Genomic DNA, 18294 nt, shown 5'->3' with positions numbered 1-18294 from the left:
GAGGTGAAAGTTTAATGGATTATTCGAAAATAAAAACTTTCTTTGATGAAAATAAAGAAAATTCAATTCTCACGGGGGGAGTCACTGAAGACCAGATTAGAGAAATAGAAGAGCATCTCAATGTAACTCTTCCAGACAGCTATAAATGGTTTTTAACTGAGTATGGTTCAGGGGGAGCATACGGGACTATGATACTCGGTTATGACTCTCACGGTGCTGAAGTTGTCGAACAGACCAATGAATATAAAAAGTATTATAACCTTTCTGATGGTCTCGTAGTTATCGAATATGTAGATGAATTTTCTTATTGTCTTGATACTAACAAGATGAAAAATGGTGAATGCCCCGTCATTCTTTGGGATAACCAAGAGGGATATGGTAAACAAGTTAGTAGCACATTCCTAGAGTTTTTAATAGAGGAACTAGAAGAAGCGAAAGACGACTGGATTGAGGATGAAGACTGGGACGCTTAAGCAAAAGTATTACACTTGTGTGATCTATAAAAAATGGTTTTATCCAATAAATAAATTTTTTGTAAATAATTCCAATGGTTTCGTTTAATCTGTTATAATCAAACTGTAAAATATAAACTGGTTATAGTGTATTTCTTTAATAAGAAATGCATAAAATAAAAGAGTATGGTGTTGATCACACCCCGTCAAAAGGCTTACTCGATGCGGTTTCTTAGTAGACCCATCCCTTCAGGTTCTGAGGCTTAAGGGAGGTCTATTTTTATTTATATACGTCAACAGGGCGATTATAAACGACCCGAATGCAAGCATTAACATTAATGCCTGAAATGTTGACATAAGCATCACCCCCTTTCTATAGGGGGGAGCAAGACTCCCTTAAGTAAGCATACTTAATGTACAGGAATCATTTATATGTCGTTAAAAACCCATTCAGTTACTAAAACGAAAAGAACCATGTTAGAATCAGGTTCTTTTTTTGTATTTAAGTTAAATATCTCGCTGGAATTACCGATAAATAACATGTGGAATAATACCAATGGGGTTAAAGAATTGAAAAATGTACTTAGTTTAGTAACAATTACACTTCTTGCTGTTACAACGATGTTTTCCATTCACACATCGAGAGCAAAAGCAGTTGAAGCAGTACCGCTTTACAGTCTTTAGATTCTTTCCGTCACATCAGATGGCAACAAATTTGCTTGGGAATCCATTACAAGCAGCAAACCAAATGCAACAAATGTTTTGAAAGGTGACAAGCTGCATATTAAGGTTCGCTTTATGGGCTATACAAATTCAACCGTCATTAAAGCAGTGGATGGGAGAAATTTGTTATACAAAGGTGAAGCGAACATATACAAATATGACCCTATACTTGGACAAAACAAAGTTGTGATAGAAATTCCAATGAACGAACTTCCTTCAAATGAGATTCAAGTTGAAGGTCTTGGGAAAAACATGAAAATCATTTATAGCAACGTTGTAAAATTCGAGAGAGGGTGAATGTTATGGAAGGTCTAAATAACTCTTACAATATCACGAAAGATCCGAAGTTTTTAGCGTTTTGCAGTTTAGCGACAGAAGGCGCAGGAATTAGTTCGAATCAGCAATGTTCAATTGGTTTTACTGAATTCAAAGAAGCGCTGGAGAATGGCAAAGTAGTTGATAATAAAAACCTTAAAAGCAGTTCAGAGTTAAATCACCAGTTTGATTACTGGAAGTCCAGAATAACTGGGGGACGAGCTGTAACTGAAACTGATAATCAAGTGCTGGATATCATCAAACAAGCATACAATCTCGGAATGGTTACGAAAGATAATATGCTTTTGAGAAATCAAGCAATTAACGCGTATAAAACATCTATTTAATTTAAAATCAAAGCCCCTTATCGTACAGGAAGGGGCTTTTTGCTTTGCACCTATTCTTTATGTTTAATCTAAAACCATAAAGTCCTGCACTTTTGTTTCTTCTTCAGGCAAATCAAATTCATTAAGTTTCTTTTTAGTACGGATATCAAAAATCCCCATATAGCCACCAATGCCTTTTTTGTTTTCCTCTTGTGAAATCACATAAAGTTTTTGATCTTTAAACTTTGCATTCATATATGGAAATTGTAAATCGAATTTTTCAAAAGAAAAATCTTGACCGTACTCAAGTAAGCAGGTGTATCGGGATTTGTTAATATATGTAACGTAAAATTTGTTGCTTTTTTTGTCGTAATATACAGTGTCCGCTTGTTCAAGATCATCAGGATATTTTATGAATTTTGATTTCCAGGATCCTTTTTCGATTACAGTTAGTTCATTTTCTGAGCTAGCCACAACATATTTTTCAGAGTGATCAAATACATCTCCATAGGAAGCTAATCCAATCGTTTTTATAATTTCTTCTTTTTTTCTATCAATGACGTACATAGACATTCCTTGAATGATGTAAATATACCTCTTATCGCTTCCTCCCATGGTTACGAGGGTAGGCAAAGTCAGGCTATATTTTTTATTGAACTTTTTATCATTTACTTTCAGTTCATTTCCATTGGTGTCGACATTATAGGCTTTTACGATAACATCCTCTCCTTGATACCAAAAAGCAAATGGATTGGACAATTGATGTTCCTTAATGGTGTTGTTATTTAATGTGTAATAATATGGTTCATGTTCAGCTAACAAGACGATATCGTCTGAAGAAGGTTTTTTTTGGATATATGGGTATATCCGGTACCTTAAAGTATCGTTTATTGAATTTTTCTCCTTGGGATGTGGATATGAGTACGCTTTTCTTGATGAGTGGATTTGAATAGATAAAAAAGATTTTATCCTCGGTTGGATTAATTTTAGAAGTACTTACAGAGTGTTCACCTTTATTTATAAAGAATGCATTGATCAACAATATAACTATTGCACCAATTAGAACTCCTGAAATCCCATATAAAACATAAGACTTTTTCATATAACGCTCCTTATCTTTTATATAAAATAAAAAGACACTTGCAGAATAAATCTGCAAGTAAATTAAATGATTAGGAGCAGACAGTTTTTGATGAGCGGTCAATATCCAGATGTGACAAGTGCTTCTCCATTACTGTTTAGGTCTGTTCCTTTTGTGTTTTTGTATGCTTGCCACACAAGTTTAGAGCAATACTATTTATTTGTGCTTTTTTGGTTGCAGCTACTGAATAAGGCTTACCTGTTTTACTACTAGCATATGTCTGAGCCTTTACCTTATCATAGATATCTGCGCCCTTATGCTTTTGAATCGCTTACTCCAGTTGTTCTGATAATTCCTTACCCTTTTCCAGCCCATGCTTCCATAATTTTGTTATGGACTGGATAAGAAATAAATACGGATCTAAAAGCGATCTTACGAGCTGTTTCTTATACACCTGGAGGCACAGCTTTGCATAGAGCAGGTTTGACAGGTGATCACAAATCATAAAATAAAAAGCCCACTCATATGAGTAGGGCTAAATTAATTTTTAACCTCCGACTGGCCTTTCAGCTACCTGGATGTTAGATGGTGAATCTGTACTCAATTGCGTTAAAGCTACCCCACTTAAAATTACAGTTAAAATAGATACGCAAAGCACAATTTTTTTCATAAGATTCCCTCCACCTGATTCATTTTCTGTTCAGCCCAAATTTTTTCATTGAAAAAGCTTGTTGCTTCTTCAAAAGCACCTATTGATTCAAACCTTTTTGCAGCTATGTAGGACAATTCATCTACACTTTCAAGGTCATTTTGTTGTTTTAAAAACTCAATATAACGGATGCAATTATTGAAGTTGTTTTTTAATTCACCACAATATAGGTTGTATAGGATGCTAATTTTGGCTTCGTATATCTTATTCTCCATTAATATGAGTCTTTCCTGTGCTTTATTGTAAAAATTAATGGCTTTCATTTTTTCGTCAATTTTAAATAGTTCCTTAATCATCATGAATAAAGAATTTATATAATAATTTGAATTCATCCAAGATTCATTTCCAATAGCTTTTTCGAGAGATTTAATGCACTTATCAGGTTTGTCCCAATCAGAATACACGATACTAAGGTTGTGATATAACTGAGCTTCCAAATATTCATCCTTTGTTTCTTGTGCAATGTCTATTGCTTCTAAATAATATGTTTCTGACTCTTCAAACCGTTTCATATCGGAATAGTTTGCAGCCGCAATCATTGTTGAAGTTGCCAGTTTGCATTTATAATCAGGGTGTCGCTTATATATTGCAATTGCATTCTTGATGTAGTGTTGTGCCACAATGCTTTGTTTAACAAGAGTGTATAAGTAGGAGACCTTGGAGTAGAATTCAGCTGCTTCAATTTCATCCGGAATTTCTGCAAGCTTTTTCTCCGCTAATCCATATAAGTTAATTGCTCGATCATAATTTTTGTTGTATGCCTCGTACATTGCTTCGAATAAATAAAAGTTATATTCCAATTTATCGTTCGTTCTTTTTATGAAATTTTCATTCTCTTCAGTGAAATAAGTGTGCTTTTGTAAAGGCTCTCCGCGTGAAGAGTGTAGCAACATTTTGTGTCTTTCTTCTAATAAACTGTAATATGCAAGAACTTCTTGATCCTCTTCCATATCATCGAACAGGCTTTTAATCTCTGAGTAATATTTTATTGACTCATGTACCTTTTGTTTCTTTATAGCAATGTACCAATCATTCAGTGTAGTAGCAACAACTTCTGAAGCGATCTTGCTCATCCAAACCCCTCTTTCTGAAAATTTCAAAAATCCTTTGGGGATAATCATAACATAGTCATTGAAAAAATTGTAAAAGGATGTAGAGATTTTGGGATTTTCTAATTTGAAAAAACGAAAAAAATACCCTCCTCGTTAGAGAAGGGTACGTGATCAGTTTGCTGTTGCTTTTAGTAAGGCAAGCCATTCATCTAATGTTCCTGAGAAACCTTGTTGAACGGCTAATTCATATGCTGATTTTCCATCTTTACCAGCAGCACCAGTAGCTCCTTTAACCCCGGTTGCACCTGTAGCTCCAGTATCGCCTTTTTCACCTTTTAATGAAGCTAACCATTCCTCTACAGTTCCTGAAAAACCATTGTCCACTGCAATATCATAAGCAGACTTCCCAGTGACAATTGAGACATTAACAATCGGATTGAAGAAACTCATTTATGCGCGCCCCCAAAAAGTTATATGTTATTCCTGACTCAGAAATCTTGAAGCTTGTGATAGGTGATTCATGAGCTTCCATTTGAAAGCCTTGTCCAGCTCTTAAATTGATAGGATCGCCACCATTGATTGATACGTGGCATTCCTGATCATTTGAAAAGCTGAACTTATAGAAAGAATATTTAATCGTCCATGTCTCAGGAGGAGAAGGGATCACTTCATGGTTAGATTCTGACTTCTCAAGCATTGGGCTCCCGATATATCCAGATCCTATTTGCATGATCAATAATCATTAATTAAAAATGAAAAAAAGAGGAGATAAACTCCCCGAGCTATTTAGGCGGTGGTCTCCCTAAGATAGATATCACTGCTGAATATTATGTGATTGCGTATGCCAAAGCTTTCGGAGACAGACCGATAATTTCAAGCTGTGATGGCAAAAGTTTTGAGGGGGAAACTTGTTGGATCGTTGATCATCACATTTTAATGGCTTTAAATTAAGATAAAACAGCAGTTTAATTAGATTTTCAAAACGATTCTTTATCATCGCAAAGAAAAAATGTAAAATTCACCTATAGGCTTGAGTTGCCAATGACATTTAGACGTCCGACTGCTTGGGGGGAGAGATTTGAAAAATAAACTTGAAAAATTGCTTCTTGAAAAGGGTGTATTTGAATTTCATATTAAGGAAATGAAGGAAACCGCAAATATAAGTGAGTATCCATATGAATTGTATTATGATAAAGTCGGAAAGAGCGAAAAACTATATCGGGATGTTCCGTTAAAAAAAATTAAGGGTTTAGGGTTCAGGGGAACCAGTGGTGTGTCTTGGTTTGATCACGCATGTTATAACGGTACAGATAATATTGACATCGGCCGATGTGAAAAAGCTTTTGAATACTTGAAAAAACAAAGCCTAGAAGAATTCCACACTTATTATCAACACTCACCAGTGAAATTGATTCATTATGAAGATGACGACTTTTATGCTGTTTACGGTGATGGAACACACCGTACAATTTGGGCCAAGATAACAGGAGCTCCAACAATTTATGCTCAAGTAACTAGAGCAAGAAAGAATCCTTCCTTATATAAATCATACTTAAGATTTAAAGAATTAGAATCACAGATTAATAAGTATTTTGAGGAGAATGACCTTAGCTGGGGAGTTAAAAATACTCGATACTATTCAGAAATCCTTTACAAAGGTATGCCCGTAGCACTCTATTCTATAGATCCGCCTTACTCATTTAAACGATCTTCCTACAGTCTCAACGATCAAAAGTTGGACACTTGGAATAAGCAATTAAATGAATTTATGATTGAGTTTGAAGAAAGTTTTCGCTATAGAAAAATCTTTCGCAATGTTATGAAGATTACGCCCGGAAAATTAGAGCACAAACTTTTTTCTTTTATTGAAAAGATAAGTGAAAGTTGGTCTGCAGCAAATGGAAAGGCAAGAATTATAAAACAAGGATTCGATATGCATTGTATCGATAAAAAAATCATTTAAGTTACTTTAAAATATGTACAACAGCATGAGGGATGACGAAGAAACTAAAGGAGAAGTGATGAAAAAGTTAATAATTTTATGTTTGGGTATTATCGGGGTATTTCTTATAGTTCAGTGTAGTAAATTTAACAACAATACAGAAGTTTATGTGGATACTCAATTAGAGGAAAATCACGATGATGAAAATGAAAGAAAAAGTTATTATGACAATGATTCAAGTCAAGAAAGTGAAGCGCTTAATGACAAATATTTAAGCCGAGAAGAGAATAAGGAATATGACATTTACGCATATGATTTAACAACCAGGGAAATTCAATCACGTAATGGACAAGACGAATATGTTTATAGAGGCAACGTGATCTCTAGTAGTCAAGCCGAAAGCTATGGTTATCACACAACACCAATTACTAAGGAAGTAGCTAAAACAATTAAATTTTGGAGGAACGATGTAGATTTTGTTCCTAAAAAGGGTGAGATTGTTCTGGTTAAATTTCCTAAGGGTAATTATAAAACCTATATTGATATTGAGCTTATGTATAAGCCAACTGGAGATTGGAATTGGTGAACAAAACATCAACGGGAATCGGGCTGCCTACATAAGAACAGCCCTTGCAGTTAGCTCGCAATCCTTGCTTTGACTGGTTTGTTTTTCTTGATATTACGTAATTTAAGAGCGGGTTTTTCCACTATTCTGTACGAAAGAAATGCGGATGCAGCAGTAACAGCAATTAGGGCTATGATCAGCGGGTAATCAGACAATGTTTTATTAATTCCAGTGTATAAGAAGATGTTGATGATCACCATGTGCCATATGAAAATCCCCATACTGATATCATCTAACCGGTTCAGCTGCCACAATATCTTCGGCCCATTGTAACCGAACCAGACGATTGCATAGCTTAGGGGGACGAACCATGAAAAGTTCCATAATGTGCTGTTTATTGAGCTGAGATGTAGAGATGTAGAAGGTCAAATTTAAAGAATAAAAATAAAATTATTGAAGATAAGAATAAAACAATATGCCGCGGTGACTTACTCCATGCCTTTGCCCAGAAGATGCCCAAGGTGAAATAAAACATCTGCGGCAAAAAAGAATGTAAGTATAGGCTGCCGATTACATTACCTGGCAAGAACTTCAAAGCCACGAAAGAAATCAGCACACTAAAAGCGGAAACAGCAAAAGAACAAAGAATCATTTTTTTGAATCCGAAGCATTTATAAAACCAATAAATTGCGGGTAACACCAGGTAAAAGCTAATCTGAACAGGAATTGTCCAAAGTGAATCGTTAAGGCGACCTGTGCCAATGTGATGGAATATGTCAGGGAAGTATTGAGGGTATAACACAAAATTGCTAAGAAGCCATGACCAGTACTCTTTAGTAGTGAATACTGTTAATGAAAGAGCTCCTAGAACAATTAACAGGATGGTGAGGCAATAGTATAGGTGTAAATTGCGGGTGCGATCCTGATAATTCGGCTCCAATAAAAATCCGTTACATTATTTCCTTTAAGCTTGTATCTCTCATAAGAAGTGAAAAGAAAAAATGCGCTTAGAAAAAAGAAGATCGATATGCCGGTGTGAAATATTGCTTTACTCCCTGGAGTATAGCCAAAGACAGAAATGTTTAGATCTCTTGTAGCATGACCAATCAACACACAAAGAGCAGCAAAAAGCCTGACAAGAAAGAAACAATTAGAGTGTTTTACATTCATTAAAAGAACCTCTTTCCTATACCATATGTCGAATAAGCAGTAAGGTTACCTATAAGCAGTGATGATTATATCATAAAAATGGAAGATTTGTTCTTGAAAATGAACTAAAATAAATATTTTTGTTCTCAATAAGATGTATTTGTGTGATATAGGGAGGTGTAGATACTTATAAATACACGTAGATATTCATAGATACATGTATATCTAGCTATATCATGAAGAATACAGATAAATCACGAAGCTTCTGCCTGTTCTTTCACCTTTATTTCAAATATAGTATAATTTGGAAAAGGGGGAGAGGGAATGAAAAAGCTAATCTTTTTGGTTGTGATTTGCATTGCATTGGTTTTATATTGAGTTTTAACACACCAAGTGCTGAGGCGAAGCTTACATTAGACTACAAAAATGTGAATTTTCACATGAGTGAGGATTCAGAGAGTTTTTCAATGGCAGATTATTTTGATCGGAATTATGATCGCACTTGGTTCTTCTACAAATTCACAATTAGCAATGCAGAAGGGTGTACTCTAAATATGAAAATCAGTAGGATAACTCTTGCTGGCTGGGTATTTCCACGTAGTGAGAAACAGTTTGTAGGGAACTATGCCGACTATACTGCTACAGATCGAGTAGAGGGAGATGCTAATCGTAATCATATGTTAGAGATTACAAAAAATCCAGGCTGCGGAGATGTGTGGATTAAAGGTATTTATGGGTTTGAACATGAAGATTCATTTGATTGGTAAGCTTAATACATTGTCAAGGTATATCCTTGACCTTTTTTATGGATATAATGATAATTTAAAGTGATCATACATAATGAATGCGAGGTAGTAATATTGATTAAATCAAATTTAAAGCCAATATTAGACGAAAGGAATATCAGTATTCGAAAGCTGTCCAATGATATTAATCATGGTTTTAACACAGTCAGGAAGCTGTATCATGACGAAATGGAGCGATACCCAAGGGATCTGTTGGATAAAGTCTGTACATATTTAGACATTGAATTGCATGAGCTGTTGATTTACAAAAAAGATATTGATCACTTAAAGTGATCATGGTATACTAAAGTTACAAGAACAGTAAATACTTTCAAATTTTCTGAGTCCACATAAAATCGTACTTTTAACCAGATATAAGACATCTAGGACATTGTGTTCCAAGGATTCAATAAAGTTTGTTATGGAAAGGGCATGATGAATGAATGACGATGGTGATAACAGTAATTTCAGATAATAGCATAATTATGACTGCTGATAAAAGAGTAACCAAATCTAACGGTTTTGGTCAAGGATTTGAGGTAGTTTCTGATGATTACAGGAAGATTAAGATTATAAAGGATAAGTACATTGTTTCTTTTGCTGGAAGAGCAGATATAGCAAAAAAAGCATTTGAATACATTGATGCGAAAATAGATGGAATAAACAATTATATTGATCCTCTAATATTTTTCAAAGAGGCATTTAAGAATGGAAAAACATTTTTTGAAACAAGTTATCCTGACATACCCCCAATTTCGGTGTTTTTCCTCGGATATATAAATCAAAATCAGCCGAAATTATACTCTTTTTCTTCAGATGATGACTACATTGGAGTCGAAAGAGAGGCGGCTATAAAGATGCACTCCAACAATCCGGATCAAGAGGACTTGCTTACAGATGAAACAGTAAATTTTATAGGGAGTGAAATAGCCAAACAACCACTTTATTATCAATTCCCTCAAAACCTTTCTAAACTTTATTCTAAAGCAATAAAAAGAGTTGACAATATAATGATCGGTAATTCAACTTACTCTGTTGTATTATCTTCTGCGGGGGTTGAAGAATATAATCATTAAACGTTATTTTCAATAGTCTTTCAATCCATATAAAACTACGATTTTGGGGAGAGTCATAAGTAAAATGAATTATAACCTAATTAGACTAGTTAAAGATTTAATCAGATTAAAGAGAGAAGGTGACTTTTGGGACTTCAAAGAAAAGTGGCATTCTTTTAATGAACTTTTAATTCACGATATTTTATGCTTCTCTAATACTGTTCATGATCGAGACTGTTTTATTATAGTCGGTGTTAAAGATGATGGTGAAGTAGTTGGTCTTGGTGAGCACGAAAGAAAAAAACAAGCTGATTTGATCAATATGGTTAACAGCTTTCCTTTTTCCGGGGAAACCCCAAACATTAAACTTGAACATATTGAGATAGAAGGAAAAGCATTGGACATATTAATTATATTAAATTCTTATTCAGTTCCATTTATTCTCTCCAAAAGGGGAAAAAGTTATAAAAAAATTAAACAAGGCATTGTTTACAGCAGATTTGGTGATACAAATACACCAATTGATCAAGGGGCAAGTTTCTCTACTATAGAGTCTTTATGGAAAAAGAGGTTTGGCTTGAACAAGACAGTAATTGAAAGAGTATCATTTCTGCTAAATAACTCGAATGATTGGGTTGAAAATGAAGTGGGTTTTTATCACCTCTATAATCCCGAATATTCATTGGAATATGGCGACTATGAAAGTGGAGATCCTGCATTTTATTCATACTGTATGGATAATGAGCACACAAGTTATCAAAAGATTAAATTAAAATTTAATGGAACTATATTAGAGGGATACAATACAGCAATTTTGGATGCTGGTCGTTTTAGAGTAGTCACTCCTAAATGGGGTTTTATTGTTTTTGATATAAATGAAAAGTTTAGTTTTAGATATTATATTCATAATGAAAACGATTATAAATTGAATGACCTTTTACTTAATGAAGAAAATTATGAGGGAATAATAGCACGAAGGAATTTCTTTGAAGTAATCTTAGTATTCAATTCTGAAGCAGAAAAAGAAGATTTTGCTGATTATGTTCAAGTCAATCAAAATCAATTCCTGTCTAAATTTAAAGATAAGGAAGATGCCTACTACTCAACAGACAACGAGGTTAAAAAGAGCCAAATTATAACAGGGAAAGTCCTTAGGGAAATGTTATATGGCTTTAGAGAGGGGAAAAAATAAAATTTAATAAAAGAAGTGTTTTATAAAGAAGTTTGAAACTTTTCCCATCCTCATTCGTAATTAAAAGAAAATTTAATGGAGGTAAGTAACTACAATGGGGAGAGGAAGATCAATTCAAAAAGCACATATAGAGGTAAATGGAACTTTAAAATCGATTTATGCAAGAGATGTTACAAAAATAATGAAGGATAGAAGCCAAGTTTTTTATTGTCCAAATACAAATTGCAACGCTAAATTAAGTCATAATAAGGGGTGTGGTAAGAACCCTAAACCATATTTCTTTTTGCGGAGACTACCAAACGGTAAGCCAAACAACCATATAAATGGTTGTAGTTATCTAATTCCTGATGAATATGTGGATGTATTTGAAGTAAATGAAAAAAGGACAAAATACAATGAGGTAAAGTGGGTTGTGCCACTAGAAGAAGAGCAAACCTATTTTAATAATAGCGGGTCTTATAATACAGAAATTTCCAATCGCGCCACTGTAACTGTAAATAAATCAATAAAGGAAATTACTAAACCATATATTCAAAAGCTTATTAGTGTGAGATCTTTCTTTACTTTGAAAAAAGAACTTGCTGCATATGATAAGGAGATTCAAAGAAAGATATATGGAGAATTGCAAGATCAGTGTGTTCTTTACTTGATACAGGATCGAGGAAAATTAAGTAATGATATTGAAAATAAAAAACTTGGTCATGCTTTTTATTTGTTAGGTTATCTATGGATGTCAGAGTGGAGACATCTTAAATTGGCTAACCCTTATTTTCTTTTAAGAGATGCAAACAAAGACATTATAAAATGTTATATCGGGAAAAAAACTGTGAAAAGTGATGTTGGGAGTATAACCTGGGAATTAAAAAAACAAATTGAAGCAGGCACTTCTGAAAAAAGATCTGTTCTTGTTGGTGTTAAAGCAACTGCGATTGGAAAGGAGACTATCGAAACTTTTGATGGTGAAGCAGTTGTTCCTACTATTAAAATTTATGAAATAGACACAGAGTTTTACTGAAAAGAGCATTAAACTAAATGCTCTTTTTCATACCACATCGCCGACATTCACGCAAGAATATACCGCTTTTTACAGAGCTTTTGAACAAAGTATAATTGCAATTGTCGCAGCGTCCATATTTAACATCGGGGTACTCCTTATAATCATATACAACTGTTACATCGTAGCCATTAGTCTCAAAATCTTTCTCTTTCATTTATTTCACCTACACAAAGTATTTAACACTACTATAATACCAGACGATGTATATAAGGAGGGCTTTAATTTGATTGGAATAGCATATTTCTTAATACTCTGGCTTGGTGTTGGCTTTCTAACGGGATTTAAGGCCTTATTTGTTGATCAGGTTTATGATGAAGAGTTTAAGCAGGAACTGATTGATTCATTTCCACCAGGTATGGAGCAAAATATGATTGAACTGTTCTTTAAGAATAAAATAAATATCATGGTGTTTTACATATTAATTGGGTTGCTGCCACTGGCCATAAAAATTGCTGGTCTGCTGAAGAGGAGTTAGCTATGCCGGTTATCGATACCTTTTTATTATTTAATTTGAAAATAATAATTACTATTACTTCAAGTCATTTAAATTAAAAGGCAGTGGTTATATAGTATCTAAGGGGGTCATGGCGCTTCTAAGTTTACTACAATGTCAGAAGCTTTAGTGATCTCAAACGGGCTACATACAGAGTTTAAAGCCACTTCTGCCATAAGACAAATTGAAGTTATTACTAGGTGAGGAGTGTCCAGGTGTACTGGAGTGAATGGGCCGCAATCCTGGAAGACCTTTATCAGCATCGATTTGAGTATGTTGAATGGAAGAGACTTTAACCAGATATAAGGAGATAGCAGATGGAAAAAATAATCAAATGATGATAGAGTAAGGCATAGGAAAAATTAACTAACCAAAAGTGAGGGGTATACAATGGGGTTTAAATTTAGAAAAAGTGTCAAAATTGCTCCAGGAGTTAAACTGAACATTAACTCAAAAAGTGTCGGCATCAGTGCCGGTGTTAAAGGGGCACGTATATCAACAAACACTAAAGGTAGAACCACAACCACTGTAGGAATTCCAGGTACGGGTATTTCTTATAGTAATACCGTGAATTCTAAAAGGTCTAAAAATAAAACAATATCTTCAGATCAGGCAAGAGTTCAAGCTACTTCATTCCCAAACCCTATTCAGGAAGTCTATAGTTCCTTGAGCAAAAAATATAAAAAACCATCGAAAGATCTTCAAAAAATATTTAGTCATGCAGCCAATCGAATAAATCAAGATCAAATAGTGACTTTCGTTAGAGGGAATCTAAATGGTTTCATGGGAAATGCCGGCGTTCTTTTTGCAATGCCAGATAGGTTATTGCATTATGGTGATAAATATGCAAAGTACGAGATTGTGGAATTTGATTATAATCTGATTGATCTTGTAAAAGTTAAAAGTGGGCTAACGGGTTATAAACTAATCTTTGATTATGCCGGGAAAGAAATTTCAGTTTCAACAATTGATGAAGGAAGCATTGACGAAATGTTCACCTATCTTCAAGAAAAGATAGCAGAGCAGTCAAATCAAAATATGAATGATGTGTCTTTTTCAAGCTCAAATATCCCTGAACAAATTAGACAATTTGCTGAGCTTAGGGATCAAGGAATAATAACCGAAGAAGAGTTCGCGAAGAAAAAAGAGCAACTGCTTGATATTAACTAATGAATTTTTAAGTGAACTTAGACTTTAAAGTAAAGTAGGTATATATTCAATGGATGAAATAAAGCAAATAGGCTACCAAGATTTTTTTGATGTAATAAAAAACGAAAAATTTGATGTGGGTTCATTTAAAGAGTTTGTCAATTCCTTATACGGGGAGACAAATTTTCTTGATTATAAGGAGAAGATAATTGAAGAATTTAAATTAGCAAAGCTTCTCCTTGCAATGGCGAATTCAGGTGGAGGAATGATTGTTTTTGGTATTGAAGATAAAGAATATAAGCCAGTTGGGCTACAATTAGATGACAACTTTGATAAAACAGTTTTTGAGAAGAAATTGAGGAATTATGTACCTGATGAGCTTAAGTTTTTTTCTCAACTTTTAAAATACTCCGACGAAGATGTTTACGGTGATTTGAAAGGAAAAGCTTTTTTGGTTGTATACATTCCAAAGCAATTGAGATACATTCCATTCTTAGCAAAGAAAGAAACAACAGGAATCAAAGTAAACAGAATTTATGTAAGAAGAAACACGTCTGTTGAAGAGGCAAACAGCCATGAAATAGAGGAAATGGTCAAAAAACGAGTTCATAGTACGTATCACGATCTTTCATCGTTAACTTTGAATGAGCATATAGAACAATTGAGATGTTTATATGGGAATATTAATAAATATAACAACAAAAGTTATGCTTTTACATCTCTCGCACAAACATTTGCAGCACAGCTTTACACTAATAGAAAAAATCCACATTATCCGGCTGAATCTTTTGATAAGTTTATAGCAACAATGATTGATAAAAAGAAAAGAAGAATTGAAGGTATTTTGGAAGTAGCAGAGCAATTAAATTTTTGGAGAAATTAGTACAAAAAATTGAGGGGACAAGAGAGTGCCGTAGTCTTGTCTCCTTAAAATACGAATTTAATTAGAGGGATCTGAATTTTTCTTAGGGGAGAAGACTTATGGATTTACTTAATTGGACTTACATTATATCTACAATTATAGGAGCTGCTGGGTTCATAAGTTTAGCAACTACGTTTACAATTTAGAAGGGTATAACGAGAAAGGATAGAAAAAGATGGTCTCTTTCTTTGTTGAAAAGCCTTATCAAGAAGGGGACATTGTACGTGTGCCGAGGAGCCATGACGGATATACTGGAGAACCTGAAGCTATTAAATCCGATAAAACTGCCAGAAAAGATCAAAGACCGATTTAATCTAGAGAAATAACAACGACCTGTATTAAAGGAATGATGAAATTGAACAAAGAGAATATCAGTCGGAACTTTATTCCGATCAGGTCAAAGGTCGGAACACTCTTCCGAACCTAGTGCGCTGCTGTCCACTCTATATATTGTATATAGTGTATCTCCTTAGAGCAAACGAACAAATTGCCTTTTGGATCAAAACAGACATTTCCTTTTGCTGGGTGAAGAATCGTTCAGTCTACAAAAATGCAGAGTGAGACCAAGGTGAGCGATACCTAAATTTTCGAAGTCGCGTTTTTCGAACTAACTCAATTTGATTTTAGTCAATGAAACGGTTCTTTTGCATACCCTCAAGGTGAAGGTATGTTGATTTGTACACTACTTTAATTATGTCGGCAATGATGGAGTCTTGTTTTGTTACTCCATAACAAATTGTTCAGCGGGTCTTTTCGTGTCACCATGGAGTCACACAAACGTTTTAAACTACTTAGAAACAACAAATATCAATCAGGAAACTAAATCCCGAAGTTTGATATGACAAGGGTTTGGGCAATTATTTAGGATTGTTAAAGATTAGTCAGAATACGTGTCTCGTCCTGACAGGGTAGAGGTCGCTGGTTCGAGCTCAGTCGGAATCATCTACGGCGGTTAGAGGCGTTATATCAACGTTTCTAGCCGTTTTTTATTGCGTTGACTTAGTCGATGACTTAGGCGTATTAAGGCACAGGGTAGCCGTGAGCCGTTACCGTGTTTGAACGTTTCTTATTCTATTAAACTGGAATAGGAGGCGTTCTTTTTTTATGGATGATGTTCGGAAGGGGAAACCGATTAAACGAATATGCAGGCGTAAACTTCGTGATCTTGGTAACTTTGACGGAATATTTCAAACGTTCATCACGATAAGAACAGCCGACTCCTACGGCTATTGATCGAGATACAATACGGCACTACAAAATAACTATATGCGCGATGATTGGGTGCAATTTAAGGGGAACGTTTATATATCGGATGAGGAAAAGAAGCGAGATCTATCAGATAGCACGATAAATACGCGCTTAAAAACACTGCGAGTAATGTATAACACCTTGGAGAGCGAAGGACTTATTCAGTAATTTATCTTTTATGGACAATGGATTGAGTAAAAATAACTATAGGAATAGCATTAACTCTCCTATACTATGGTGAAATTTAGACTGTTGAGTGTCAGAAAAAGGAGAATGATATGAAGGTGTTTGAAGCGAAGTCATTACTTTCTGAAGTGGATAAAAGAACCAAAGAGTACAAGGAACTAAGAACGCAATTTATCACTCTCAGGAAAGCCTATCAGGGAATGGCTGACTTAGATGACAGTGAGTTTTCAGGCAAAGGTGCTGACAACATTAAAGCTTTTTTTCAAGATCACGCCGGTGTCACAGACAGTTGGCTTGATCTGATCGATATGAAAATTGCTTTTCTCACAAGCCTTCCCGGCAAAGTCGAAGACGCAGGTCTTTCCGAATCTCATGTAGAAGAATCATTTCTGGAGCATGAACTCACCCACGCCCTCAGTAAATCAAAGGCAATTATGGAGGAGCAGAAAAAGGATATGCGCTCCATCTTGGATGAGATCGATGACATTATCTCGCTCGAATTGTTTTCAACCGAAAGCACAGAGCAGAAGCTGTCTTCAGCTGATAAAAAAAGAAGCGAAACCATACATAAGCTCGGAAAGCTTGATCATGATCTAACGAAAGAATACGCAGAAACCGAGGCAAACGAACATTTCATTCAGGCAGATTTTCAGCAGCTCCAAAACGCTACAGGAAAAGGGAAAAACGCCACTCCGCTTCACTATAACGCCAAGGCGTACAGGGAAAGCGACATACATAAGAAAAAAGGCGAGATTGCAAGACACTCAGACACATATTTAACGTTTAAGAAGGAAGAAGCAAAAGAGCGGGAAATCAAGGATCTGAAGAAAAAGCTCGCTGACGGTGTGACCGATCCGGATGAATATTTGGAAATTGCGAAGAAGATCGGCTATGAAAACTTTGAACCTTCTCAGCAGCAATATGTCATTCAGCTTGAACAAGCAAAACAGCTGGAAGAAGCCGGAGAAGTGACCTGGGATATTTTAAAAGGAGACGGCGTTGGTTTATATGATGTCGGGAAAGACACGGTAACCGGTCTATGGGACTTCATAACCGATCCGGGAGAAACCTTGTCAGCACTGGGGAATGCAGTACTTCATCCTGTTAAAACATATGATGCTGTTGCAGAGGCAATTGAAGAGTCGTATCAAAAAGATATGGTAAATGGAGATGCGTATTCCCGATCAAGATGGGTGACATATGCAATTGGTTCAGCAGCTGTGGCTGTCGTCGGAGGCGCAGGAGCCGTTAACAAAGCTGATGCGGCGGGGAAAGTCATAAACAAGGCAGGACAGGCAGGGAAGAAAATTAAAGACGTTAAACTTCCAGAACTGCTTCCTTATAACTCTAAATATGATCTTGCTCTGGCAGGTGACGTACCATACAATGTGGTTGACAGCCAAAACCTTAAAAATCAACTATTAACTAATGCGAAGAAATTAGATGAGAGTAGAAAGCCGTTTACAGGTAAGGAATTAACTCTCCCTTGGCTAAATAAAGAGAAGTATGGCGCCTTTGAAGTTAAAGGGAAGGTAAAAGCTTCGGGTAAAACTAAAGATGTAAGTCGAAGAGTATACACGTTGAAAGATATTGATATAAACAAAGTTGATGCTGAAAGCGGAAAAACAAATTTACAACTTATGAAAAAAGGTGACGCTCCTTTTGCTAATGATGGCACAAAAATCAACTTACATCATGTAATTCAAGAAGAGCCAGGAACGATGGTGGAAATTCCAGCTTCTGTTCATCAAAATAATAAAAAAGTTCTCCATGGATTGAAAAAAGGTGGGGAAAGTTTTAGAAATGACAGGGAGTTGCGGAATCAGTATAAAAGCTTCCAACGAAGATATTGGAAATGGAGAGCGAGCCAATTTGAGAAAGGAGAAATGTAAC

At 35.2% G+C, this 18294-nt stretch carries 22 protein-coding genes and 4 pseudogenes; 18 read left to right on the top strand and 8 right to left on the bottom strand.

Features of this window, described 5'->3' with window-relative positions; translation table 11 throughout:
• The first annotated feature begins 14 nt into the window (after positions 1–14).
• Positions 15–473 carry an SMI1/KNR4 family protein gene (locus V7728_RS13220; RefSeq protein WP_080130246.1) on the top strand — a complete coding sequence of 153 codons (459 nt, stop codon included), beginning with the start codon at positions 15–17 and terminating at the stop codon, positions 471–473.
• A 228-nt stretch (positions 474–701) separates the two neighbouring features.
• Here V7728_RS13220 and V7728_RS13215 read toward each other — a convergent pair whose 3' ends face one another.
• Positions 702–815, bottom strand: a complete 114-nt coding sequence (locus tag V7728_RS13215) for a putative holin-like toxin (protein ID WP_079891058.1) — start codon at positions 813–815, stop codon at positions 702–704.
• 69 nt (positions 816–884) lie between these two features.
• On the opposite strand from V7728_RS13215, the gene V7728_RS13210 reads away from it, so the two are divergent.
• From V7728_RS13210 to V7728_RS13200, 3 genes are read left to right on the top strand one after another with little or no spacing between them, the layout of a single operon-like run.
• A complete protein-coding gene (locus tag V7728_RS13210; RefSeq protein ID WP_080130245.1) occupies positions 885–1136 on the top strand; it encodes a hypothetical protein in 252 nt (83 codons plus the stop codon).
• Positions 1137–1472: a DUF4879 domain-containing protein gene (locus tag V7728_RS13205; protein ID WP_223252807.1), complete on the top strand. Its 336-nt coding sequence runs from the start codon at positions 1137–1139 to the stop codon at positions 1470–1472.
• A 5-nt stretch (positions 1473–1477) separates the two neighbouring features.
• Positions 1478–1837 carry a hypothetical protein gene (locus tag V7728_RS13200; RefSeq protein WP_045926142.1) on the top strand — a complete coding sequence of 120 codons (360 nt, stop codon included), beginning with the start codon at positions 1478–1480 and terminating at the stop codon, positions 1835–1837.
• 63 nt (positions 1838–1900) lie between these two features.
• On the opposite strand, the pseudogene V7728_RS13195 reads toward V7728_RS13200, so the two are convergent.
• Positions 1901–2918: pseudogene (locus V7728_RS13195) on the bottom strand (hypothetical protein).
• Between the two features lie 365 nt (positions 2919–3283).
• Between V7728_RS13195 and V7728_RS13190 the strand changes: the two are divergent.
• Positions 3284–3404 (top strand): annotated as a pseudogene (locus tag V7728_RS13190) (DNA polymerase); the annotation flags it as partial.
• Positions 3405–3444: 40 nt separating this feature from the next.
• On the opposite strand, the gene phrK reads toward V7728_RS13190, so the two are convergent.
• The 3 genes from phrK to V7728_RS13175 all read right to left on the bottom strand — a co-directional run bounded on the left by phrK (position 3445) and on the right by V7728_RS13175 (position 5108).
• On the bottom strand, positions 3445–3567 hold the full coding sequence (phrK, locus tag V7728_RS13185; protein WP_016936664.1) for a phosphatase RapK inhibitor PhrK: 123 nt from the start codon (positions 3565–3567) through the stop codon (positions 3445–3447).
• Positions 3564–4679, bottom strand: coding sequence for a Rap family tetratricopeptide repeat protein (locus V7728_RS13180; protein ID WP_064115743.1), 1116 nt, complete (start codon positions 4677–4679; stop codon positions 3564–3566). The genes phrK and V7728_RS13180 overlap by 4 nt, the downstream gene beginning before the upstream one ends.
• A gap of 150 nt (positions 4680–4829) precedes the next feature.
• A complete protein-coding gene (locus tag V7728_RS13175; RefSeq protein ID WP_080130242.1) occupies positions 4830–5108 on the bottom strand; it encodes a hypothetical protein in 279 nt (92 codons plus the stop codon).
• A 628-nt stretch (positions 5109–5736) separates the two neighbouring features.
• Between V7728_RS13175 and V7728_RS13170 the strand changes: the two genes are divergently transcribed.
• Positions 5737–6621: an NADH dehydrogenase gene (locus V7728_RS13170; protein ID WP_076425323.1), complete on the top strand. Its 885-nt coding sequence runs from the start codon at positions 5737–5739 to the stop codon at positions 6619–6621.
• 58 nt (positions 6622–6679) lie between these two features.
• Complete coding sequence (locus tag V7728_RS13165; RefSeq protein ID WP_232515833.1) at positions 6680–7186, top strand: hypothetical protein; 507 nt, start codon at positions 6680–6682, stop codon at positions 7184–7186.
• Positions 7187–7559: 373 nt separating this feature from the next.
• Here the strand turns inward: V7728_RS13165 and V7728_RS13160 are convergent, their stop codons facing one another.
• Positions 7560–8105 (bottom strand): acyltransferase family protein, encoded by a 546-nt coding sequence (locus V7728_RS13160; protein ID WP_326132867.1) that lies wholly within the window; start codon positions 8103–8105, stop codon positions 7560–7562.
• Complete coding sequence (locus tag V7728_RS13155; protein ID WP_223252744.1) at positions 8039–8335, bottom strand: acyltransferase family protein; 297 nt, start codon at positions 8333–8335, stop codon at positions 8039–8041. The genes V7728_RS13160 and V7728_RS13155 overlap by 67 nt, the downstream gene beginning before the upstream one ends.
• Positions 8336–8550: 215 nt before the next feature.
• Between V7728_RS13155 and V7728_RS13150 the strand changes: the two genes are divergently transcribed.
• From V7728_RS13150 to V7728_RS13130, 5 genes are all read left to right on the top strand, one after another.
• Complete coding sequence (locus V7728_RS13150) at positions 8551–9081, top strand: hypothetical protein (RefSeq protein ID WP_223252743.1); 531 nt, start codon at positions 8551–8553, stop codon at positions 9079–9081.
• Between the two features lie 93 nt (positions 9082–9174).
• On the top strand, positions 9175–9393 hold the full coding sequence (locus V7728_RS13145) for a helix-turn-helix domain-containing protein (RefSeq protein WP_076425319.1): 219 nt from the start codon (positions 9175–9177) through the stop codon (positions 9391–9393).
• Positions 9394–9548: 155 nt separating this feature from the next.
• Positions 9549–10175 (top strand): hypothetical protein, encoded by a 627-nt coding sequence (locus tag V7728_RS13140; protein ID WP_157773904.1) that lies wholly within the window; start codon positions 9549–9551, stop codon positions 10173–10175.
• 64 nt (positions 10176–10239) lie between these two features.
• Positions 10240–11346, top strand: coding sequence for an AlbA family DNA-binding domain-containing protein (locus V7728_RS13135; RefSeq protein ID WP_076425315.1), 1107 nt, complete (start codon positions 10240–10242; stop codon positions 11344–11346).
• A 94-nt stretch (positions 11347–11440) separates the two neighbouring features.
• Positions 11441–12361 (top strand): hypothetical protein, encoded by a 921-nt coding sequence (locus V7728_RS13130; RefSeq protein WP_076425313.1) that lies wholly within the window; start codon positions 11441–11443, stop codon positions 12359–12361.
• Positions 12362–12374: 13 nt separating this feature from the next.
• Here V7728_RS13130 and V7728_RS13125 read toward each other — a convergent pair whose 3' ends face one another.
• The gene (locus tag V7728_RS13125; protein WP_076425311.1) at positions 12375–12557 is read right to left on the bottom strand and encodes a hypothetical protein; all 183 of its coding nucleotides are present in this window, start codon (positions 12555–12557) and stop codon (positions 12375–12377) included.
• Between the two features lie 69 nt (positions 12558–12626).
• Here V7728_RS13125 and V7728_RS13120 point away from each other — a divergent pair, with 69 nt between their 5' ends.
• The 6 genes and pseudogenes from V7728_RS13120 (at position 12627) to V7728_RS13095 (ending at position 18293) form a co-directional block, all read left to right on the top strand.
• On the top strand, positions 12627–12878 hold the full coding sequence (locus tag V7728_RS13120; protein WP_021493954.1) for a hypothetical protein: 252 nt from the start codon (positions 12627–12629) through the stop codon (positions 12876–12878).
• A 239-nt stretch (positions 12879–13117) separates the two neighbouring features.
• A pseudogene (locus tag V7728_RS13115) lies at positions 13118–13192 on the top strand (hypothetical protein); the annotation flags it as partial.
• Positions 13193–13286: 94 nt separating this feature from the next.
• The gene (locus V7728_RS13110; protein WP_099566853.1) at positions 13287–14066 is read left to right on the top strand and encodes a DUF4236 domain-containing protein; all 780 of its coding nucleotides are present in this window, start codon (positions 13287–13289) and stop codon (positions 14064–14066) included.
• A 49-nt stretch (positions 14067–14115) separates the two neighbouring features.
• A complete protein-coding gene (locus tag V7728_RS13105) occupies positions 14116–14928 on the top strand; it encodes an AlbA family DNA-binding domain-containing protein (protein WP_076425307.1) in 813 nt (270 codons plus the stop codon).
• 163 nt (positions 14929–15091) lie between these two features.
• A pseudogene (locus V7728_RS13100) lies at positions 15092–15293 on the top strand (DUF1093 domain-containing protein); the annotation flags it as partial.
• 1200 nt (positions 15294–16493) lie between these two features.
• Positions 16494–18293, top strand: coding sequence for a T7SS effector LXG polymorphic toxin (locus tag V7728_RS13095; RefSeq protein ID WP_099566852.1), 1800 nt, complete (start codon positions 16494–16496; stop codon positions 18291–18293).
• Position 18294 lies beyond the last annotated feature (1 nt).

Source organism: Bacillus sp. JHAA (genome assembly GCF_036961585.1).
Classification (GTDB): domain Bacteria; phylum Bacillota; class Bacilli; order Bacillales; family Bacillaceae; genus Bacillus; species Bacillus velezensis.
Note: the sequence above shows the minus strand (reverse complement) of the source record. Positions and strands in the feature narration are given on the sequence as shown.